The following is a 21,408-nucleotide window of genomic DNA, read 5'->3' as shown; positions in this document are numbered from 1 at the left end:
AGGCTCGCGGTCTTGCTGTGAATCGACCATGTGTTCCTTGGGGGGAATCAATGGGTACCTCTGTACGACGTTCCGCGCGCTGTCGGACCATCGGTGTCGGCCTCGCCGCCGTGGCCCTCGCCTCGGGTGCGGTGAGCTGTTCCAAGGGGAGCGACGAGTCGCCGGAGATGTCTCCCGCGGCCGCCGTCGCCAAGGCGGCGAAGAACACGGAGGAGATCACCTCCTTCCACTACCGCATGAAGGGCGAGATGCCCGAGGCCGGGCAGGTCCAGGCCGAGGCCGCCATGCGCACCAAGCCCGACCTCGCGATGAGCATGAAGATGACCGCGGCCGGTCAGGGCTCCGCGGAGATCCGTCTCGTCGACAAGGCCATGTACATCGGGGGCAACCCCGAGCTGGCCAAGGAGATGGACGGCAAGAAGTGGATGAAGTTCGACCTGTCCGCGCTCGGCAAGGACGGCGGCCTCGGCGCTGCCGCTCCCGGCGCCGGCCAGGCCGACCAGAACCCGGCCTCCATGTCCTCCTTCCTCAACGGCGCCAAGGACGTGAAGAAGGTCGGCACCGAGACGATCGACGGGGTCAAGACGACCCACTACGCCGGCGACGTCACGCTGGCCGAGCTCAAGGCCTCCTTCAAGGACGCCGACAAGTCGGTGCGCGAGCAGCGCGAGAAGAGCACCGAGCAGCTCGAGAAGCTCGGCCTGGACAAGTTCACGATGGACATGTGGGTCGACGCCCAGCAGCACGCCAAGCAGTTCCGCATGCAGGGCGACGCCACCAAGGGCAAGTTCGACATGACCTTCACGTTCCTCGACTACAACAAGCCCGTCACCGTCGAGGCCCCGCCGGCCAACGAGACGGCGGACCTGGCCCAGATGATGAAGGAACTCCAGAGCAGCTGATCGTCGTAGGACCGGATTTGCTTGACAGGGATCCGGTCACGTACGCTCCTCCAGAAGCCAAAGACCGCTGGTCGTTGTCGTGTCCTCGCGAGAGGGTGCGGTGGCCGAAGGATCCGCTGAGAATCGCGGACGACCCGCGCAGGTGACTGTGGAAGTTGCTCCTGGATCTCGCTGCCTCAGGGTCGCGTGTTCCGGTAGAGCTACGCCCCGTGCGCCTGCGCCGGGGCGTTTCGTTTTGTTCAGCCCCTTCTGAGCGGTCCTCATCACCCGGAAGGAGGCCACGCTTATGGCAAGGCCCGACAAGGCTGCCGCGGTAGCCGAGCTCGCGGACCAGTTCCGCAGCTCGAACGCCGCTGTGCTGACCGAGTACCGGGGTCTCACCGTGGCGCAGCTCAAGACGCTGCGTCGTTCGCTCGGTGAAGACGCCCAGTACGCCGTGGTGAAGAACACGCTGACCAAGATCGCGGCCAACGAGGCCGGGATCTCGACGCTCGACGACCTGTTCAACGGTCCGACGGCGGTTGCCTTCATCACCGGTGACCCGGTGACGTCGGCGAAGGGTCTTCGTGACTTCGCCAAGGACAACCCGAACCTCGTCATCAAGGGCGGTGTCCTTGACGGCAAGGCGCTGTCCGCCGACGAGATCAAGAAGCTTGCGGACCTCGAGTCCCGCGAGGTTCTGCTCGCCAAGCTGGCGGGTGCCTTCAAGGGCAAGCAGACTCAGGCTGCTCAGGTCTTCCAGGCGCTCCCGTCGAAGTTCGTCCGCACCGCGGAGGCGCTTCGTGCCAAGCAGGCCGAGCAGGGCGGTGCCGAGTAATTCGGCTCGCGCATTGATCCGCGTCGCATGACGCGCGGGTCGTAGCGGGCCGTCAGTACGCCCGCCGTATCGATACATCCGGCACCAGCCGAATTAGTGGAAGGATCGCCCCTCATGGCGAAGCTCAGCCAGGAAGACCTGCTCGCGCAGTTCGAGGAGATGACCCTCATCGAGCTCTCCGAGTTCGTGAAGGCCTTCGAGGAGAAGTTCGACGTCACCGCCGCCGCGGCCGTCGCCGTCGCGGGCCCGGCCGGTCCGGCCGCCCCCGCCGAGGCCGCTGAGGAGCAGGACGAGTTCGACGTCATCCTCACGGGTGCCGGCGACAAGAAGATCCAGGTCATCAAGGTCGTGCGTGAGCTGACCTCCCTGGGCCTGAAGGAGGCCAAGGACCTCGTGGACGGCGCCCCGAAGCCCGTTCTCGAGAAGGTCGCCAAGGAGGCCGCCGAGAAGGCTGCCGAGTCCCTCAAGGGCGCCGGCGCCTCGGTCGAGGTCAAGTAACACCCCACAGGTCCCGCTGGGCCTGTAACGCGTAAGCGCCGAGGAGCGATCATCCATCCGGGTGGTCGCTCTTCGGCGTTCCTGGAGGCGCGGTCACGGTTGCCTTGCGACCTCTTGGGCGAGGGGTATGGTGATCTTCGTCGTGTCTCCCGAACCCCGGGTTCGGGCGGGGAGGCCTTGACGAACCGCACGCAGCGCGCAATTCTCAGGACGCGTCGCCAGAACGGTCCGAATCCGAGGCATGGATCGGCGACGAAGAGGGCAGTATCAACGTGCGTTGAGGGCACCATGCCGAGGACGTTGAGGGCAGCGAGAGTTTTTGAAGACCGGACAGAAAAGCAGGGCTGGACATCAGTGCGCCAAGTGGCTACACTGACCCTTTGCGCTGCCTGTTAGCTGTCCCCTGCCCGTCACCAGGGGTCTGCCCTCGCCCCAGCATCGATGATCAGACCATCTCTGACCTGGCCTTTTGGTCAAATCGGCGATAGCTGTCTCTGTGCCGTGGGAGAGGGTCCGGGGAGCGCGTAGTGAGTCCGAGCCCTCGGAAGGACCCCCTCTTGGCCGCCTCGCGCACTGCCTCGACCGCGAATACGAACAACGCCGCCAGCACAGCCCCGCTGCGCATCTCTTTTGCAAAGATCAAGGAGCCTCTCGAGGTTCCCAACCTGCTCGCGTTGCAGACCGAGAGCTTTGACTGGCTGCTCGGGAACACCGCCTGGCAGAGTCGGGTCGAGGAGGCTCTGGAGTCAGGTCAGGACGTCCCCACCAAGTCCGGTCTGGAGGAGATCTTCGAGGAGATCTCTCCGATCGAGGACTTCTCCGGGTCGATGTCGCTGACGTTCCGCGACCACCGTTTCGAGCCGCCGAAGAACAGCATCGACGAGTGCAAGGACCGCGACTTCACGTACGCGGCCCCGCTCTTCGTGACGGCCGAGTTCACCAACAACGAGACCGGCGAGATCAAGTCCCAGACGGTCTTCATGGGCGACTTCCCGCTCATGACCCACAAGGGCACCTTCGTCATCAACGGCACCGAGCGTGTCGTGGTGTCGCAGCTGGTCCGCTCGCCGGGTGTCTACTTCGACTCCTCCATCGACAAGACGTCCGACAAGGACATCTTCTCGGCCAAGATCATCCCGTCCCGGGGTGCCTGGCTGGAGATGGAGATCGACAAGCGCGACATGGTCGGTGTCCGCATCGACCGCAAGCGCAAGCAGTCCGTCACCGTCCTCCTGAAGGCTCTCGGCTGGACCACCGAGCAGATCCTCGAGGAGTTCGGCGAGTACGAGTCGATGCGCGCCACCCTGGAGAAGGACCACACCCAGGGCCAGGACGACGCGCTGCTCGACATCTACCGCAAGCTGCGCCCGGGCGAGCCGCCCACGCGTGAGGCCGCGCAGACGCTTCTGGAGAACCTGTACTTCAACCCGAAGCGCTACGACCTCGCCAAGGTGGGCCGTTACAAGGTCAACAAGAAGCTGGGTGCGGAGGCTCCGCTCGACGCGGGCATCCTGACCGTCGAGGACATCATCTCGACGATCAAGTACCTGGTGAAGCTGCACGCGGGCGAGACCGAGACGGTCGGCGACAGCGGCACGAACATCGTCGTCGAGACCGACGACATCGACCACTTCGGCAACCGTCGTCTGCGCAGCGTCGGCGAGCTCATCCAGAACCAGGTCCGCACGGGTCTGGCTCGTATGGAGCGCGTCGTCCGTGAGCGCATGACGACTCAGGACGTCGAGGCGATCACGCCGCAGACCCTGATCAACATCCGGCCGGTCGTCGCCTCCATCAAGGAGTTCTTCGGCACCAGCCAGCTGTCGCAGTTCATGGACCAGAACAACCCGCTGTCGGGTCTCACCCACAAGCGCCGCCTGTCGGCTCTTGGCCCGGGTGGTCTCTCCCGTGAGCGGGCCGGCTTCGAGGTCCGTGACGTGCACCCCTCGCACTACGGCCGCATGTGCCCGATCGAGACGCCCGAAGGCCCGAACATCGGTCTGATCGGTTCGCTCGCCTCCTACGGCCGCGTCAACGCGTTCGGTTTCGTGGAGACGCCGTACCGCAAGGTCGTCGACGGCCAGGTCACCGACGAGGTGGACTACCTGACGGCCGACGAGGAGGACCGCTTCGTCATCGCGCAGGCCAACGCCACGCTCAACGACGACATGCGGTTCGAGGAGGCCCGGGTCCTGGTCCGCCGTCGTGGCGGAGAGGTCGACTACGTCCCCGGTGACGACGTCGACTACATGGACGTCTCGCCGCGCCAGATGGTGTCGGTCGCGACCGCCATGATCCCGTTCCTCGAGCACGACGACGCCAACCGTGCCCTCATGGGCGCGAACATGATGCGTCAGGCCGTGCCGCTCATCAAGAGCGAGGCCCCGCTCGTCGGCACCGGCATGGAGTACCGCTCCGCCGTCGACGCCGGCGACGTGGTCAAGGCCGAGAAGGCGGGTGTGGTCCAGGAGGTCTCCGCGGACTACATCACCACCGCCAACGACGACGGCACGTACATCACGTACCGCCTGGCCAAGTTCGCCCGCTCCAACCAGGGCACCTCGGTCAACCAGAAGGTCATCATCGACGAGGGCGACCGCGTCATCGAGGGCCAGGTCCTCGCCGACGGCGCGGCCACCGAGAACGGTGAGATGGCGCTGGGCAAGAACCTGCTCGTGGCGTTCATGCCGTGGGAGGGTCACAACTACGAGGACGCGATCATCCTGTCGCAGCGCCTCGTGCAGGACGACGTCCTCTCCTCGATCCACATCGAGGAGCACGAGGTCGACGCCCGTGACACCAAGCTCGGCCCCGAGGAGATCACCCGGGACATCCCGAACGTCTCCGAGGAGGTCCTCGCCGACCTCGACGAGCGCGGCATCATCCGCATCGGTGCCGAGGTCATCGCCGGTGACATCCTCGTCGGCAAGGTCACGCCCAAGGGTGAGACCGAACTGACGCCGGAGGAGCGCCTGCTGCGGGCGATCTTCGGTGAGAAGGCCCGTGAGGTCCGTGACACCTCGCTGAAGGTGCCGCACGGCGAGACCGGCAAGGTCATCGGCGTCCGCGTCTTCGACCGCGAGGAGGGCGACGAGCTTCCCCCCGGTGTGAACCAGCTGGTGCGCGTGTACGTGGCGCAGAAGCGCAAGATCACCGACGGTGACAAGCTCGCCGGCCGACACGGCAACAAGGGTGTCATCTCGAAGATCCTGCCGATCGAGGACATGCCGTTCCTGGAGGACGGCACCCCGGTCGACATCATCCTCAACCCGCTGGGTGTCCCGTCCCGAATGAACCCGGGACAGGTCCTGGAGATCCACCTCGGCTGGCTCGCCAGCCGCGGCTGGGACGTCTCCGGCCTCGCCGAGGACTGGGCGCAGCGCCTCCAGGTCATCGGCGCCGACCAGGTCGCCCCGGGCACCAACGTCGCCACCCCGGTGTTCGACGGTGCGCGTGAGGACGAGCTCGCGGGTCTGCTGAACCACACCATCCCGAACCGCGACGGCGAGCGCATGGTGCAGCCGACCGGCAAGGCGAGGCTGTTCGACGGCCGCTCCGGTGAGCCGTTCCCGGACCCGATCTCGATCGGGTACATGTACATCCTCAAGCTGCACCACCTGGTCGACGACAAGCTGCACGCCCGCTCGACCGGTCCGTACTCGATGATCACCCAGCAGCCGCTGGGTGGTAAGGCCCAGTTCGGTGGCCAGCGCTTCGGTGAGATGGAGGTGTGGGCGCTGGAGGCTTACGGCGCCGCGTACGCCCTCCAGGAGCTGCTGACCATCAAGTCCGACGACGTGACCGGCCGCGTGAAGGTCTACGAGGCCATCGTCAAGGGCGAGAACATTCCCGAGCCCGGCATCCCCGAGTCCTTCAAGGTGCTCATCAAGGAGATGCAGTCCCTGTGCCTCAACGTGGAGGTGCTGTCCTCGGACGGCATGTCCATCGAGATGCGCGACACCGACGAGGACGTCTTCCGCGCTGCGGAAGAGCTCGGCATCGACCTGTCCCGGCGCGAGCCGAGCAGCGTCGAAGAGGTCTGACGGGAGTCCGGCCGGAGGACCTGGTGAGGATCCTCCGGCCGGCCCCAGGACCCCCGTATCAGACCCCGTGACTTACAACCCTGAGAGGGATTGACGCATAGTGCTCGACGTCAACTTCTTCGACGAGCTCCGGATCGGCCTGGCCACCGCTGACGACATCCGTCAGTGGAGCCACGGCGAGGTCAAGAAGCCCGAGACCATCAACTACCGCACCCTCAAGCCCGAAAAGGACGGACTCTTCTGCGAGAAGATCTTCGGTCCGACCCGGGACTGGGAGTGCTACTGCGGCAAGTACAAGCGCGTCCGCTTCAAGGGCATCATCTGTGAGCGCTGCGGCGTCGAGGTCACTCGCGCCAAGGTGCGTCGTGAGCGGATGGGTCACATCGAGCTGGCCGCTCCCGTCACCCACATCTGGTACTTCAAGGGCGTTCCGTCGCGCCTTGGCTACCTGCTCGACCTCGCTCCGAAGGACCTGGAGAAGGTCATCTACTTCGCGGCGTACATGATCACGTACGTCGACGAGGAGCGCCGCACCCGCGACCTGCCCTCCCTGGAGGCGCACGTCTCCGTGGAGCGCCAGCAGGTCGAGAACCGCCGGGACGCCGACCTCGAGGCCCGCGCCAAGAAGCTGGAAAGCGACCTGGCCGAGCTCGAGGCCGAGGGTGCCAAGGCCGACGTGCGCCGCAAGGTGCGCGAGGGTGCCGAGCGTGAGATGAAGCAGCTGCGCGACCGTGCGCAGCGCGAGATCGACCGTCTCGACGAGGTGTGGACCCGCTTCAAGAACCTCAAGGTCCAGGACCTCGAGGGTGACGAGCTGCTCTACCGCGAGCTGCGGGACCGCTTCGGTACCTACTTCGACGGTTCGATGGGTGCCGCGGCGCTTCAGAAGCGCCTGGAGTCCTTCGACCTCGACGAGGAGGCCGAGCGTCTCCGCGAGATCATCCGTACCGGCAAGGGCCAGAAGAAGACCCGTGCGCTCAAGCGCCTCAAGGTCGTCTCCGCGTTCCTCCAGACCAGCAACAGCCCCAAGGGCATGGTGCTGGACTGCGTGCCGGTCATCCCGCCGGACCTTCGCCCGATGGTGCAGCTGGACGGTGGCCGCTTCGCGACCTCCGACCTGAACGACCTGTACCGCCGTGTGATCAACCGCAACAACCGCCTGAAGCGGCTTCTCGACCTCGGCGCGCCCGAGATCATCGTGAACAACGAGAAGCGCATGCTCCAGGAGGCCGTCGACGCGCTCTTCGACAACGGCCGTCGTGGTCGCCCGGTCACGGGCCCCGGCAACCGTCCGCTGAAGTCGCTGTCCGACATGCTCAAGGGCAAGCAGGGTCGCTTCCGTCAGAACCTGCTCGGCAAGCGTGTGGACTACTCCGCGCGTTCCGTGATCGTCGTCGGTCCGCAGCTGAAGCTGCACCAGTGCGGTCTGCCGAAGGCGATGGCGCTGGAGCTCTTCAAGCCGTTCGTGATGAAGCGCCTGGTCGACCTGAACCACGCGCAGAACATCAAGAGCGCCAAGCGCATGGTGGAGCGCGGCCGCACGGTCGTGTACGACGTCCTCGAAGAGGTCATCGCCGAGCACCCGGTGCTGCTGAACCGTGCTCCCACCCTGCACCGCCTCGGCATCCAGGCCTTCGAGCCGCAGCTGGTCGAGGGCAAGGCCATCCAGATCCACCCGCTCGTCTGCACCGCGTTCAACGCGGACTTCGACGGTGACCAGATGGCCGTGCACCTGCCGCTGTCCGCGGAGGCGCAGGCCGAGGCCCGCATCCTGATGCTGTCCTCGAACAACATCCTCAAGCCCGCCGACGGCCGTCCGGTGACGATGCCGACCCAGGACATGGTCCTCGGTCTGTTCTTCCTCACCACCGACGGTGAGCTGCGTGACACCAAGGGCGAGGGCCGCGCGTTCGGCTCCACGGCCGAGGCGATCATGGCGTTCGACGCCGGTGAGCTGGCGCTCCAGTCGCCGGTCGACATCCGCTTCCCGGTGGGCACCATCCCGCCGCGTGGCTGGACGCCGCCGGTGGCCGAGGAGGGCGAGCCGGAGTACCAGTCGGGCGACAGCTTCCGGCTGCGCACGACCCTGGGCCGCGCGCTCTTCAACGAGCTGCTGCCCGAGGACTACCCGTTCGTCGACTACTCGGTGGGCAAGAAGCAGCTCTCCGAGATCGTCAACGACCTGGCCGAGCGCTACCCCAAGGTCATCGTGGCGGCGACGCTCGACAACCTGAAGGCGGCCGGCTTCTACTGGGCGACCCGTTCCGGTGTCACCGTGGCCATCTCCGACGTCGTCGTTCCCGAGGCGAAGAAGGAGATCGTCAAGGGCTACGAGGCGCAGGACGAGAAGGTCCAGAAGCAGTACGAGCGCGGTCTGATCACCAAGGAAGAGCGCACTCAGGAGCTCATCGCGATCTGGACCAAGGCGACCAACGAGGTCGCCGAGGCGATGAACGAGAACTTCCCCAAGACGAACCCCATCTTCATGATGGTTGACTCGGGTGCCCGAGGAAACATGATGCAGATGCGGCAGATCGCCGGTATGCGTGGTCTGGTGTCGAACGCCAAGAACGAGACGATCCCGCGTCCCATCAAGGCGTCCTTCCGTGAGGGCCTGTCCGTGCTGGAGTACTTCATCTCCACGCACGGTGCCCGTAAGGGTCTGGCCGACACCGCCCTGCGTACCGCCGACTCGGGTTACCTGACCCGTCGTCTGGTGGACGTCTCGCAGGACGTCATCATCCGCGAGGAGGACTGCGGCACCGACCGCGGCCTCAAGCTCAACATCGCGGAGGTCGGCGCGGACGGCGTGCTGCGCAAGGCGGACGACGTCGAGACGTCCGTGTACGCGCGCTGCCTCGCCGAGGAGATCGTCGTCGACGGCAAGGTGCTGGCCCCGGCCGGCACCGACCTGGGCGACGTGCTCATCGACGAGCTGGTCCGCCACGGTGTCTCCACGGTCAAGACCCGCTCGGTCCTGACCTGCGAGTCCGCCGTCGGCACCTGCGCCATGTGCTACGGCCGCTCGCTGGCCACCGGCAAGCTGGTCGACATCGGTGAGGCGGTCGGCATCATCGCCGCCCAGTCCATCGGTGAGCCCGGTACCCAGCTGACGATGCGTACCTTCCACACCGGTGGTGTGGCCGGTGACGACATCACCCAGGGTCTGCCGCGTGTCGTCGAGCTCTTCGAGGCCCGTACCCCGAAGGGTGTCGCCCCGATCTCCGAGGCCCAGGGCCGCGTGCGGATCGAGGAGACCGAGAAGACCAAGAAGATCGTCATCACGCCGGACGACGGCAGCGACGAGACGGCGTTCCCGATCTCGAAGCGCGCGCGTCTTCTGGTCAGCGAGGGCGAGCACGTCGAGGTGGGCCAGAAGCTCACCGTGGGTGCCACCAACCCGCACGACGTGCTGCGCATCCTGGGCCAGCGTGCCGTCCAGGTCCACCTGGTCGGCGAGGTCCAGAAGGTCTACAACTCGCAGGGTGTGTCGATCCACGACAAGCACATCGAGATCATCATCCGGCAGATGCTGCGCCGCGTGACGATCATCGAGTCCGGCGACGCCGAGCTGCTGCCCGGTGAGCTGGTCGAGCGCTCGAAGTTCGAGACCGAGAACCGTCGTGTGGTCCAGGAGGGCGGTCACCCGGCCTCCGGTCGTCCGCAGCTGATGGGTATCACCAAGGCCTCGCTGGCGACGGAATCCTGGCTGTCGGCCGCCTCCTTCCAGGAGACGACCCGAGTCCTGACGGACGCGGCGATCAACGCCAAGTCCGACAGCCTCATCGGCCTCAAGGAGAACGTCATCATCGGTAAGCTCATCCCGGCCGGTACGGGTCTGTCCCGCTACCGCAACATCCGGGTGGAGCCGACCGAGGAGGCCAAGGCCGCGATGTACTCGGCCGTCGGCTACGACGACATCGACTACTCGCCGTTCGGCACGGGGTCCGGCCAGGCTGTTCCGCTGGAGGACTACGACTACGGGCCGTACAACCAGTAAGGCCTGCGTCTGAACGACTGAAGGGCGGTCACCCCGTTTCGTACGGGGTGACCGCCCTTCGGCGTGCTCGGCGGAGTCCCGTGGCGTCTCGGAGCGTCCTGCCGGAGTGCAGGTGATGCGGAACCTGTCCCGGTATCGCAGCGTTGGAGCATCATGGAGGCATTCGACCTCTCAGGGGGTGCTCCGTGTCGCAACCGTCGTGGCAGTCGTGGCAGGACAAGGACGAGTGGCCGTCAGGGCCGGGCAGAGACGCTCCGGTGGACGTTCCGGCCGCCCGGCCCTGGACCGGTCCGCGCGGCCCTGTGGCGCGGCCCTGGCCCGGGTACGCGGCCCCGCAGCCCGGTGCCTCCCCGTACCCCGGTGCCTCCGCCATGCTCGCCTCCCATGCCGACCGTGAGCGGGCCGTGGACGTGTTGCGGGCCGGGTACGGCGAGGGGCGGCTGGAGAAGGGGGAGTTCGACAAGCGGGTGGAGCGGGCGTACGCGGCGCGGACCGTGGGGGAGCTGGCGCTGCTCGTGTCCGATCTGCCGCTCGGGCCGGTGCCGCAGCCGGCGCCCTTCACCGCCGTGCCCCGGACGTTCCTGCCGCCTCCGCGGCCGCGGGCGAACGGGAAGGCGGTCGGAGCCGCGGTGTGCGGGCTGCTGTGCGTGCCGACGTTCGGGTTCACCGGCATCCCCGCGGTGATCCTCGGGCACGCGGCGCGGGCGGAGATGGAGCGGACGGGGGAGAGCGGCGACGGGCTCGCGCTGACCGGGCTGGTGCTCGGCTGGCTCTCGGTCGCCGCGTGGTCGGTGCTGGTGACGTTGATGGTGGCGGTGGGGCTCGCTTCCGGGTGACGCCGGAGGGGTGGGGGGCGGTGGTCCTGCCTGCGGGTGGCTCCGGCCGGTGGTCTTGCCTGCGGGTGCGGGTGCGGGTGCGGGTGCGGGTGCGTGACGTCCGCGGGTGCGGGTTCGGTGGGGGCGGGCGTTTTTGCGCAGTTCCCCGCGCCCCTGAAATGCCTGCGGCGGCCCCTTGCGGTCCGGTGGTCCTGCCGTGGTCCTGTCCGACCGTGGTTCTCCATGTGCGGATCGTGAAATCGAAGATCGTCCGCGGCGTAGGGGCTTGACATGGAGTGCATAACGATGCGGCCCGACCCCATTTGTTTTGACCGCAGCGAATGAGCTAGGTACGCTCAGACCTTGTGCCTGGGGTGTGCCCTGGCTCTCGTGCGTGCCTTCAACCGCATCGCGAGCTGTGAGCGGCCACCGTAATCTGTGCTCTTTTCGCCTTGCGGCGGGAGTCCGCCGGATTCGACACACCCGACCGCGTGGGTCGGCGACGTTCCAGGTTAGCTTCACCATTCGGCACACAGAAACCGGAGAAGTAGTGCCTACGATCCAGCAGCTGGTCCGCAAGGGCCGGCAGGACAAGGTCGAGAAGAACAAGACGCCCGCACTCGAGGGTTCCCCTCAGCGTCGTGGCGTCTGCACGCGTGTGTTCACGACCACCCCGAAGAAGCCGAACTCGGCCCTGCGTAAGGTCGCGCGTGTGCGTCTGACCAGCGGGATCGAGGTCACTGCTTACATTCCGGGTGAGGGACACAACCTGCAGGAGCACTCCATCGTGCTCGTGCGCGGCGGCCGTGTGAAGGACCTGCCCGGTGTTCGCTACAAGATCATCCGCGGCTCCCTTGACACCCAGGGTGTCAAGAACCGCAAGCAGGCCCGCAGCCGCTACGGCGCCAAGAAGGAGAAGTAAGAATGCCTCGTAAGGGCCCCGCCCCGAAGCGCCCGGTCATCATCGACCCGGTCTACGGTTCTCCTCTTGTCACGTCGCTCATCAACAAGGTGCTGCTGAACGGCAAGCGCTCCACCGCCGAGCGCATCGTGTACGGCGCCATGGAGGGCCTGCGCGAGAAGACCAGCAACGACCCGGTCATCACGCTGAAGCGCGCGCTGGAGAACATCAAGCCCACGCTTGAGGTCAAGTCCCGCCGTGTCGGTGGCGCCACCTACCAGGTGCCGGTCGAGGTCAAGCCCGGCCGCGCCAACACGCTGGCGCTGCGCTGGCTGGTCGGTTACTCCCGCGCCCGTCGCGAGAAGACCATGACCGAGCGTCTGCTCAACGAGCTTCTCGACGCTTCGAACGGCCTCGGTGCGGCCGTCAAGAAGCGCGAGGACACCCACAAGATGGCCGAGTCCAACAAGGCCTTCGCGCACTACCGCTGGTAGTCGCAGACCCCATCGAGACCGAGAGAAGACCGAAGCCTTATGGCTACCACTTCACTTGACCTGGCCAAGGTCCGCAACATCGGGATCATGGCCCACATCGACGCGGGCAAGACGACCACCACCGAGCGGATCCTCTTCTACACCGGCGTCAGCTACAAGATCGGTGAGGTCCACGACGGCGCCGCCACCATGGACTGGATGGAGCAGGAGCAGGAGCGTGGCATCACGATCACCTCTGCTGCCACCACCTGTCACTGGCCGCTCGAGGACAACGACTACACGATCAACATCATCGACACCCCCGGGCACGTCGACTTCACGGTCGAGGTGGAGCGTTCGCTCCGCGTTCTCGACGGTGCCGTCACGGTGTTCGACGGTGTCGCGGGTGTGGAGCCGCAGTCCGAGACGGTGTGGCGTCAGGCCGACCGTTACGGTGTGCCGCGCATCTGCTTCGTGAACAAGCTGGACCGTACCGGCGCCGAGTTCCACCGCTGCGTGGACATGATCTCGGACCGTCTGGGTGCCGTCCCGCTCGTCATGCAGCTGCCGATCGGTGCCGAGATGGACTTCAAGGGCGTTGTGGACCTGGTCCGCATGAAGGCGCTCGTGTGGTCCGCCGAGGCGGCGAAGGGCGAGATGTACGACGTCGTCGACATCCCGGCCACGCACACCGAGGCCGCCGAGGAGTACCGCGGCAAGCTGGTCGAGGCCGTCGCCGAGAACGACGACGAGATCATGGAGCTGTTCCTGGAGGGCCAGGAGCCCACCGAGGAGCAGCTGTACGCCGCGATCCGTCGCATCACGATCGCGTCCGGCAAGTCCGACGGCGTCACCGTCACCCCGGTGTTCTGTGGCACCGCGTTCAAGAACAAGGGCGTCCAGCCCCTGCTCGACGCGGTCGTGCGCTACCTGCCGACCCCGCTCGACGTCGAGGCCATCGAGGGCCACGACGTCAAGGACCCCGAGGTCGTCGTCAAGCGCAAGCCGTCCGACGACGAGCCGCTGTCCGCGCTGGCGTTCAAGATCATGAGCGACCCGCACCTGGGCAAGCTCACCTTCGTCCGGATCTACTCCGGTCGCCTGGAGTCCGGCTCCGCCGTGCTGAACTCCGTCAAGGGCAAGAAGGAGCGCATCGGCAAGATCTACCGTATGCACGCGAACAAGCGTGAGGAGATCGAGTCGGTGGGCGCTGGCGACATCGTCGCCGTCATGGGCCTGAAGCAGACCACCACCGGTGAGACGCTGTCCGACGACAAGAACCCGGTGATCCTGGAGTCCATGGACTTCCCGGCGCCGGTCATCCAGGTCGCCATCGAGCCCAAGTCCAAGGGTGACCAGGAGAAGCTGGGTGTCGCCATCCAGCGTCTCGCGGAGGAGGACCCCTCCTTCCAGGTCCACTCGGACGAGGAGACCGGCCAGACCATCATCGGTGGTATGGGCGAGCTGCACCTCGAGGTGCTGGTCGACCGTATGCGCCGTGAGTTCAAGGTCGAGGCCAACGTCGGCAAGCCGCAGGTCGCGTACCGTGAGACGATCCGCAAGGCCGTCGAGCGCGTGGACTACACCCACAAGAAGCAGACCGGTGGTACCGGTCAGTTCGCCAAGGTGCAGATCGCGATCGAGCCCATCGAGGGCGGCGACGCCTCGTACGAGTTCGTGAACAAGGTCACCGGTGGCCGTATCCCGAAGGAGTACATCCCTTCGGTGGACGCCGGTGCGCAGGAGGCCATGCAGTTCGGCATCCTGGCGGGCTACGAGATGACGGGCGTCCGCGTCACGCTCATCGACGGTGCCTACCACGAGGTCGACTCCTCCGAGCTCGCGTTCAAGATCGCCGGCTCGCAGGCCTTCAAGGAGGCCGCGCGCAAGGCGTCCCCCGTGCTGCTCGAGCCGATGATGGCCGTCGAGGTCACCACGCCCGAGGACTACATGGGTGAGGTCATCGGCGACATCAACTCCCGCCGTGGTCAGATCCAGGCCATGGAGGAGCGGGCCGGTGCCCGCGTCGTGAAGGGCCTCGTGCCCCTCTCGGAGATGTTCGGCTACGTCGGAGACCTCCGCAGCAAGACGTCGGGTCGCGCAAGCTACTCGATGCAGTTCGACTCCTACGCCGAGGTTCCGCGGAACGTCGCCGAGGAGATCATCGCGAAGGCCAAGGGCGAGTAACGCACCGCGTTCGCACGCTTTAGGCTTGACTCCGGAGCCCGGAGGGGCATTCACCCGCATTTGTGGGAGAGTGCCCCCGGGCCGAGGCTTTCCAGCAAAGATCACCTGGCGCCGATGAAGCAAGGCGTTCAGAACCACTCCACAGGAGGACCCCGTGGCGAAGGCGAAGTTCGAGCGGACTAAGCCCCACGTCAACATCGGCACCATCGGTCACATCGACCACGGTAAGACGACCCTTACGGCCGCCATTACCAAGGTGCTGCACGACGCGTACCCGGACCTGAACGAGGCCTCGGCCTTCGACCAGATCGACAAGGCTCCCGAGGAGCGCCAGCGCGGTATCACCATCTCCATCGCGCACGTCGAGTACCAGACCGAGACGCGTCACTACGCCCACGTCGACTGCCCCGGTCACGCGGACTACATCAAGAACATGATCACGGGTGCGGCGCAGATGGACGGCGCCATCCTCGTGGTCGCCGCCACCGACGGCCCGATGCCGCAGACCAAGGAGCACGTGCTCCTGGCCCGCCAGGTCGGCGTTCCCTACATCGTCGTCGCCCTGAACAAGGCCGACATGGTGGACGACGAGGAGATCCTGGAGCTCGTCGAGCTCGAGGTGCGTGAGCTCCTCTCCGAGTACGAGTTCCCGGGCGACGACGTTCCCGTCGTCAAGGTCTCGGCGCTCAAGGCTCTCGAGGGCGACAAGGAGTGGGGCCAGTCGGTCCTGGACCTGATGGCCGCCGTCGACGAGGCGATCCCGCAGCCCGAGCGTGACGTCGACAAGCCGTTCCTGATGCCGATCGAGGACGTCTTCACGATCACCGGTCGTGGCACCGTCGTCACCGGTCGTATCGAGCGTGGTGTCCTCAAGGTCAACGAGACCGTCGACATCATCGGCATCAAGACCGAGAAGACCACCACCACGGTCACCGGCATCGAGATGTTCCGCAAGCTGCTCGACGAGGGCCAGGCCGGTGAGAACGTCGGTCTGCTCCTCCGTGGCATCAAGCGCGAGGACGTCGAGCGCGGCCAGGTCATCATCAAGCCGGGTTCGGTCACGCCGCACACCCAGTTCGAGGCCCAGGCCTACATCCTCTCCAAGGACGAGGGTGGCCGCCACACGCCGTTCTTCAACAACTACCGTCCGCAGTTCTACTTCCGTACGACGGACGTGACCGGCGTGGTGACCCTCCCCGAGGGCACCGAGATGGTCATGCCGGGTGACAACACCGAGATGAAGGTGGAGCTCATCCAGCCCGTCGCCATGGAAGAGGGCCTGAAGTTCGCCATCCGTGAGGGTGGCCGGACGGTCGGCGCCGGCCAGGTCACCAAGATCACCGCCTGATCTTGACCTGACAGGTCTCCGAGACCTCTAGGTCTCTGAAGGGGCCCGTACGACTTCGGTCGTACGGGCCCCTTCGCCTGTCCGGCGGCCTGTGTGGCGCCTGTCCGGTTGCATGCGGAGCGGGTGAAGAGTCGGCGAACTCTGCGGGACGTTCCTTGGATGCTTCGGCCAACTCCCCGCCGAGGGTGCCCTGAATGTTCCTGTCTGGTCGCTGTGAGGTGGTTGTGGCGGTCGTAGCCTGAGGCGTCCGGTCGCCGCTCCGGCCCGGACTCGGCCGAGAGGACGGACGGACCCGCAGGTGTCGATGCAGGATGCGCAGCGCAGAACGTCGATACCCCGACGGGTCCTGAGCGGCCTGCACCAACCGCTTCCGCCGGGCACCGTGCCGGTGCGGCCCACCGCCCGTGCCACGCCTCGTGCCGCCGTGGTACGCGAACGCGCCGGCCGTCGGCTCTACGCCATCGACGGCATCCGGCTCCTGGCCGCCCTCATGGTCGCGGTGCACCACTACGCCGGCACCAACCGGGTGGACCAGCCCGGCAACCGGGTCTGGGACCGGCCGGTGTCCGACATCATGCCCACGGTCTTCCGGTTCGCCTCCTACGGCTGGATCGGTGTCGAGATCTTCTTCGTGATCAGCGGCTTCGTGATCTGCATGTCGTGCTGGGGTCGCAGTCCGCGCCAGTTCTTCGTGTCACGGGTGATCCGCCTCTACCCGGCGTACTGGTTCGCCGTCGCCTTCACCACCGTCGTCCTGACGCTGCTGCCCGGCGTCTGGGACCGCCTGCGCACCCGGGACGTCCTCCTCAACGTCACGATGCTCCAGTCCGGTTCGGGCGTCATGAACGTCGACGGCGTCTACTGGACCCTGTGGTCGGAGCTCCGCTTCTACCTGCTCTTCCTGGTCGTGGTGTGGACGGGCCTGACCTACCGCAAGGTCGTCGTCTTCTGCTGCGTCTGGGGCGCCGCGGCGATGCTCGCCCCGATCTCCAAGCTCCCCCTGCTCGAACTGGTCGCCAACCCGGAGGGCGCCTGGTACTTCATCGCCGGCCTCGCCCTGTACCTGATGCACCGCTTCGGCCAGGACGTGCTGCTGTGGGGCATCCTCGCGATGGCCTGGCTGATGGGCCAGCGCGAACTGGGCATCCGGATCGACGAGGTCGAGCATGTGTCGGGATGGCGGGGAAGCGTGCTGATCTTCACCGTGTTCCTGCTGGCCATGGTCGCCATCGCCCTCGGCGCCACGGACCGCGTCCGCGGCAGGTGGCTGGTGACGGCGGGCGCGCTGACGTATCCGCTGTACCTGATGCACTACGCGGCCGGCACGACGCTGATCAACCGCCTCCGCGACACGATGGACGCCCGTCTGCTGGTCGTCTCCGTCATCGCCGGGTTCATGCTGCTGAGCTGGCTGGTGCACCGGTTCGTGGAGCGGCCGGTGGCGGGACTGCTGAAGCGGGGGCTGGACACGTCGTTCGCGCGGCTGCGGAACGCGGGGGCCTGAACTCCGTCGCGCCGACGGTTCTTTCTGAGTACGAACGCTCATGCGGCCGGGGATGTCCGCGCGCTGTGATGGACCCATGCCGGACCTCATACCCGACGACGACCGCGCGACCGGAGCCTGGGTCGCCCCGCTGGTCTCGACGCTTCTGACCCTGCCCGCCTGTGTGCTCGTGTACTTCATCGGCGGCTTCTCGGCGATGGCCTGCGACTCCTGCTCGGCCCCCGAGGCCGACCGCTTCGAGTCGAGCTTCGGCGTCGCGTTTCCGGTGCTGCTCGGGGGGCTGGGCCTTGCGCTGTTCCTGCTGGCCGCCGGATGGGCGTTGCCGTGGGAGCGTCGCAACGCGGCCCGGCGAGCAGGGCTCGCACTCGCGGCACCGGCGCTGGTGCCGGTCGTGTACGTCCTGTTCGCGGCGCTGGTGGACTGGCCTTAGCCCTGGAGTCAGACCCCCGTGCCCGCCGGTTCGTGTCGGCCGACAGGCGAGGAAGGCTCCGGCGCGGCGGGCCGCAGCCGGTCGTGGGCTTTGACTCCCTGCCGCAAGCGGGACAGGAGGAGGCCGCGTCCGGTGCCGAGCGCGGGCGTGACTCCCCTGGGCGCGTCGGCGACGGCCGAGTCGACGGCGAGACGCGTCCTTTCGGTTTCCCGTCGGTAGCGGACCCCGGACACGTTCGCGCGGTTGCTCACCCGCATCAGCGTGGTGTCGTGGCCGACGTGCTCGATGTGCTCCAGCTTCGCGAACAGCCACTCGCGCCGGGTACGGCCCATGAACACCAGCCGCTGGTCGGTGACCACCAGGGTTCCCGAGTCGCGTACGGCGATCTCCTGGCCGTTCGTGGCGGGCTGAACCATGTCGGCGTCGGTCACCCACCACACGGACTCGTCCCGTCGTCGCCGGCCCCAGGCCGCGAGCCATCCCCCGGTACCCGACCCCTCCTGCCCCAACTCGGCGGCGAACTCGGCGAGTTCGACCAGCCGGGCCCGCTCGCGCTCCCAGCCGGCCAGGTCCCGCTCGTACTGGTCGACCGCACGCCTGGTCCGACGCGCCTCGCGGGCCGGCCGGGTGCGGCGGAGGATGTACAGGACGGCGACGATCAGTCCGAGGAGCAGGAACAGCTGCACCAGCAGGACCAGCCAGTCACCGGCGGTACGCCGGTCGTCCACCGTCACGCTGAGCCTCTTGGTCGTGACATTGCCGTAGGGGTCCGTGGCGGTGACCGTCACTCCGTACGTACCGGGGGAGAAGGCCCTGCTCACCGTGGTCGCCTGTCCCGAGGCGGTGAAGTGGTCCTGGACGTCTGCGTCGTATGCCACCGTGATCCGGGTGCGTGCCTCGGCTGTCACGGCCAGAGACAGGTCACCGTGAGCTGCGCGGTTGCTGTCCGGCCTGACCGTCAGCACTGGAGCGACGGTGTCGACGACCAGCTTCCGGCCGCTTGTACGCCCCTGGCGCCCGTAGCGGTCGGTGACCTCGACGACCGGTGCCGGATATCTGCCGTCCGGCAGCTCCGCGCTGACCTCGGCCAGCCCGTGGCTGTCCGTCGTGAAGACCCGTCGCACGGTGTCGCCCAGGGTGAGGCTGCCCCTGCTCTGCGGCGGGGCGGTGACAGTGAACCGCACATGGTCGGCCCCCGACGCCTGTTCGGCAGTCAGCCGAGGGGCGAGCTCGCCGAGGGCCACGCGCAGCTTCCGTTCTGCATGCCTGGCGTTGCCCGCTGCGTCCGTGACCGTGAGCCGGAGGGTGTAACTGCCGTCGGGGAGGACGAGTGCTGCGTCCGAGACACTGCCGCCGCTGTCGATCGTGCCGGTCAGCCGCTCCTTGCGGCCCGACACGGTCAACGCGTATGCGGCACCGGCCTCGGAGTCGAACGACACCGCGGCGGTGGCGCTGGTCGGATCCGGATCGGTGGTGGAGAAGCCCGCGATCTCAGGGGCCTCGGCGTCCACGTCCACGGTGATGTCGTCCGCGGCGTCACTCACGTTGTCGGCGCTGTCCGTGGCGGTGACCGCATAGGTGTGGCTGCCGTCGCCTGCCTTGAAGGTGATCGTCTGGGGGCCGCCGGTGGCCGTGGCCGTCGCCACGGTGTCCTCGGCGATGCCGAACCCGTCGGTCTCGGCCACCTCGATCCGTGAGCCCTTTTCCGCCGTGACGGTCAGACGGACCCGCCCTCCGCTGACCGCGTGCGGCCGGGCGATCCTCGGCTGCTCCGGTGCGGTCAGGTCCAGGGACTCCGACAGCCCGCCTCCTCCTGAGCCCCCGCAGTAGGTGTCGTAGCCGAGGTCCCCGCAGACGTACGACCCCGTGTCGGACGGGCATGAGTGCCAGCGGTGGCACCCGTCGCGGTGCGCCTCGGCGGTGACCGGCAGCAGCCCGAGGATCAGGACGGCCGTACCCATGGATATTCCCGCCCGCAAGAGCGGGCGACCGGATCTGCGCAGCACTGATGACATGTGCAAGCCCCCAACCCCCCGAGCGCGTCCCCACGCGCTCTGTGTGCACCAGGCGACACAGCGTAGACCAGCACCGGAAGGCATACGTCCGGTCCGGCGTTTTCCGGCGGAGAGAGGGACCTATGTTTGACCTGCGTCACTCTCGGGGTATTGTCTCCCGCTCGATTGGCCAGGCCCGTGCCCCGTATGGCAGACTAGCGGGGTTGCTCGGTCGAGTGTTGATGCTGCGCGCCTCCCGCCGGGGGGACCGGAAGCGAGTCCCACAGTACTCGTCGTTCCAACTGCCGTAAGGCAGCGCTGGGGCGGACGTACGGGAATCTTCCGGGAAGTGTCAGTGCGGCGCCGACCAGGCACCCGGTGGACCTCTTTCTCAGGCAAAAGATGTTCGAACAAGGGACATCTGTGTCAGTGAGGGTGCGACACACCCGACCGCGTGGGTCGGCGGAAGTCAAGGGAACACCGGGTTCCAGAGCTGTAGAGAGACAGGACTAACGAGTAGCCATGGCGGGACAGAAGATCCGCATCCGGCTCAAGGCCTACGACCACGAGGTCATCGACTCCTCGGCGAAGAAGATCGTCGAGACGGTGACTCGCACTGGTGCGTCGGTCGCGGGCCCGGTGCCGCTGCCCACTGAGAAGAACGTGTACTGCGTCATCAAGTCGCCGCACAAGTACAAGGACTCGCGCGAGCACTTCGAGATGCGCACGCACAAGCGCCTGATCGACATCCTCGACCCGACCCCCAAGACCGTTGACTCTCTGATGCGACTCGACCTCCCGGCCGGTGTCGACATCGAGATCAAGCTCTGAGGCCGGTGATCTGAACGATGGCTAAGCAGATCAAGGGCATCCTGGGCGAGAAGCTCGGCATGACGCAGGTGTGGGACGAGAACAACCGTGTTGTTCCGGTCACCGTCGTCAAGGCCGGCCCCAATGTCGTGACCCAGGTCCGTACGAACGATGTCGACGGCTACGAGTCCGTCCAGATCGCGTTCGGCGAGATCGACCCGCGCAAGGTGAACAAGCCCCTCAAGGGCCACTTCGCCAAGGCCGATGTCACCCCGCGTCGTCACCTCGTCGAGATCCGCACCGCGGACGCCTCCGAGTACACCCTCGGCCAGGAGATCACCGCTGAGGTGTTCGAGGCCGGGATCAAGGTCGACGTGACCGGCAAGAGCAAGGGCAAGGGCTTCGCCGGTGTCATGAAGCGTCACAACTTCAAGGGCCTCGGCGCCGGTCACGGCACCCAGCGCAAGCACCGCTCGCCCGGTTCCATCGGTGGCTGCGCCACCCCGGGCCGCGTGTTCAAGGGCCTCCGCATGGCGGGTCGCATGGGCAACGAGCGGGTCACCACCCAGAACCTGACCGTTCACGCCGTTGACGCGGAGAAGGGCCTGCTGCTCATCAAGGGCGCGGTTCCTGGTCCGAACGGCGGCCTCGTCCTGGTCCGCACCGCGGCCAAGGGGGCCTGAGGA

Annotated in this window: 15 protein-coding genes; 14 read left to right on the top strand and 1 reads right to left on the bottom strand. The window is 66.8% G+C overall.

The features are described from left to right. Positions 1 to 50 precede the first annotated feature (50 nt). The 12 genes from IF54_RS0111725 to IF54_RS0111670 all read left to right on the top strand — a co-directional run bounded on the left by IF54_RS0111725 (position 51) and on the right by IF54_RS0111670 (position 17,918). The gene (locus IF54_RS0111725; RefSeq protein ID WP_030317331.1) at positions 51 to 902 is read left to right on the top strand and encodes an LppX_LprAFG lipoprotein; all 852 of its coding nucleotides are present in this window, start codon (positions 51 to 53) and stop codon (positions 900 to 902) included. A gap of 286 nt (positions 903 to 1,188) precedes the next feature. Further along, complete coding sequence (rplJ, locus tag IF54_RS0111720; RefSeq protein ID WP_020135822.1) at positions 1,189 to 1,719, top strand: 50S ribosomal protein L10; 531 nt, start codon at positions 1,189 to 1,191, stop codon at positions 1,717 to 1,719. Between the two features lie 114 nt (positions 1,720 to 1,833). Then, positions 1,834 to 2,217 (top strand): 50S ribosomal protein L7/L12, encoded by a 384-nt coding sequence (rplL, locus tag IF54_RS0111715; protein WP_020135821.1) that lies wholly within the window; start codon positions 1,834 to 1,836, stop codon positions 2,215 to 2,217. Positions 2,218 to 2,774: 557 nt separating this feature from the next. Beyond that, on the top strand, positions 2,775 to 6,260 hold the full coding sequence (gene rpoB / locus IF54_RS0111710; protein ID WP_020135820.1) for a DNA-directed RNA polymerase subunit beta: 3,486 nt from the start codon (positions 2,775 to 2,777) through the stop codon (positions 6,258 to 6,260). Between the two features lie 100 nt (positions 6,261 to 6,360). Further along, entirely contained in the window at positions 6,361 to 10,260 is a 3,900-nt protein-coding gene (locus IF54_RS0111705) for a DNA-directed RNA polymerase subunit beta' (protein WP_030317330.1), read from the top strand. Between the two features lie 371 nt (positions 10,261 to 10,631). Beyond that, positions 10,632 to 11,096, top strand: a complete 465-nt coding sequence (locus tag IF54_RS0111700; RefSeq protein ID WP_030317329.1) for a DUF1707 and DUF4190 domain-containing protein — start codon at positions 10,632 to 10,634, stop codon at positions 11,094 to 11,096. 529 nt (positions 11,097 to 11,625) lie between these two features. Further along, on the top strand, positions 11,626 to 11,997 hold the full coding sequence (rpsL, locus tag IF54_RS0111695) for a 30S ribosomal protein S12 (protein ID WP_003948652.1): 372 nt from the start codon (positions 11,626 to 11,628) through the stop codon (positions 11,995 to 11,997). Between the two features lie 2 nt (positions 11,998 to 11,999). Next, complete coding sequence (gene rpsG, locus IF54_RS0111690; protein ID WP_007384059.1) at positions 12,000 to 12,470, top strand: 30S ribosomal protein S7; 471 nt, start codon at positions 12,000 to 12,002, stop codon at positions 12,468 to 12,470. 39 nt (positions 12,471 to 12,509) lie between these two features. Further along, complete coding sequence (gene fusA / locus IF54_RS0111685) at positions 12,510 to 14,636, top strand: elongation factor G (RefSeq protein WP_030317328.1); 2,127 nt, start codon at positions 12,510 to 12,512, stop codon at positions 14,634 to 14,636. Between the two features lie 154 nt (positions 14,637 to 14,790). Continuing rightward, positions 14,791 to 15,984, top strand: a complete 1,194-nt coding sequence (tuf, locus tag IF54_RS0111680) for an elongation factor Tu (protein WP_007384061.1) — start codon at positions 14,791 to 14,793, stop codon at positions 15,982 to 15,984. Positions 15,985 to 16,282: 298 nt separating this feature from the next. Next, positions 16,283 to 17,488: an acyltransferase family protein gene (locus IF54_RS0111675; protein WP_030317327.1), complete on the top strand. Its 1,206-nt coding sequence runs from the start codon at positions 16,283 to 16,285 to the stop codon at positions 17,486 to 17,488. A 76-nt stretch (positions 17,489 to 17,564) separates the two neighbouring features. Continuing rightward, positions 17,565 to 17,918 (top strand): hypothetical protein, encoded by a 354-nt coding sequence (locus IF54_RS0111670; protein WP_051735406.1) that lies wholly within the window; start codon positions 17,565 to 17,567, stop codon positions 17,916 to 17,918. Between the two features lie 8 nt (positions 17,919 to 17,926). Here the strand turns inward: IF54_RS0111670 and IF54_RS0111665 are convergent, their stop codons facing one another. Next, entirely contained in the window at positions 17,927 to 19,879 is a 1,953-nt protein-coding gene (locus IF54_RS0111665) for a PKD domain-containing protein (RefSeq protein WP_030317323.1), read from the bottom strand. Positions 19,880 to 20,434: 555 nt separating this feature from the next. Here IF54_RS0111665 and rpsJ point away from each other — a divergent pair. Both rpsJ and rplC read left to right on the top strand, forming a co-directional pair. Further along, positions 20,435 to 20,743, top strand: coding sequence for a 30S ribosomal protein S10 (gene rpsJ, locus IF54_RS0111660; protein ID WP_003948644.1), 309 nt, complete (start codon positions 20,435 to 20,437; stop codon positions 20,741 to 20,743). 17 nt (positions 20,744 to 20,760) lie between these two features. Beyond that, entirely contained in the window at positions 20,761 to 21,405 is a 645-nt protein-coding gene (gene rplC / locus IF54_RS0111655; protein ID WP_020135811.1) for a 50S ribosomal protein L3, read from the top strand. Positions 21,406 to 21,408: the final 3 nt, after the last annotated feature.

Origin of the sequence: Streptomyces sp. NRRL B-3229 (assembly GCF_000719505.1) — a bacterium.
GTDB lineage: Bacteria > Actinomycetota > Actinomycetes > Streptomycetales > Streptomycetaceae > Streptomyces > Streptomyces griseorubiginosus.
The sequence above is the reverse complement of the archived record's forward strand: the minus strand, read 5'-3'. Positions and strand labels throughout refer to the sequence as shown.

Excerpts from the sequence above, each read along its gene's own strand:
- IF54_RS0111725 (WP_030317331.1), top strand. The coding sequence starts at position 51 with ATGGGTACCTCTGTACGACGTTCCGCGCGCTGTCGGACCATCGGTGTC.
- rplJ (WP_020135822.1), top strand. The coding sequence starts at position 1,189 with ATGGCAAGGCCCGACAAGGCTGCCGCGGTAGCCGAGCTCGCGGACCAG.
- rplL (WP_020135821.1), top strand. The coding sequence starts at position 1,834 with ATGGCGAAGCTCAGCCAGGAAGACCTGCTCGCGCAGTTCGAGGAGATG.
- IF54_RS0111700 (WP_030317329.1), top strand. The coding sequence starts at position 10,632 with ATGCTCGCCTCCCATGCCGACCGTGAGCGGGCCGTGGACGTGTTGCGG.
- rpsG (WP_007384059.1), top strand. The coding sequence starts at position 12,000 with ATGCCTCGTAAGGGCCCCGCCCCGAAGCGCCCGGTCATCATCGACCCG.
- fusA (WP_030317328.1), top strand. The coding sequence starts at position 12,510 with ATGGCTACCACTTCACTTGACCTGGCCAAGGTCCGCAACATCGGGATC.
- IF54_RS0111670 (WP_051735406.1), top strand. The coding sequence starts at position 17,565 with ATGCCGGACCTCATACCCGACGACGACCGCGCGACCGGAGCCTGGGTC.
- IF54_RS0111665 (WP_030317323.1), bottom strand. The coding sequence starts at position 19,879 with ATGGGTACGGCCGTCCTGATCCTCGGGCTGCTGCCGGTCACCGCCGAG.
- rpsJ (WP_003948644.1), top strand. The coding sequence starts at position 20,435 with ATGGCGGGACAGAAGATCCGCATCCGGCTCAAGGCCTACGACCACGAG.
- rplC (WP_020135811.1), top strand. The coding sequence starts at position 20,761 with ATGGCTAAGCAGATCAAGGGCATCCTGGGCGAGAAGCTCGGCATGACG.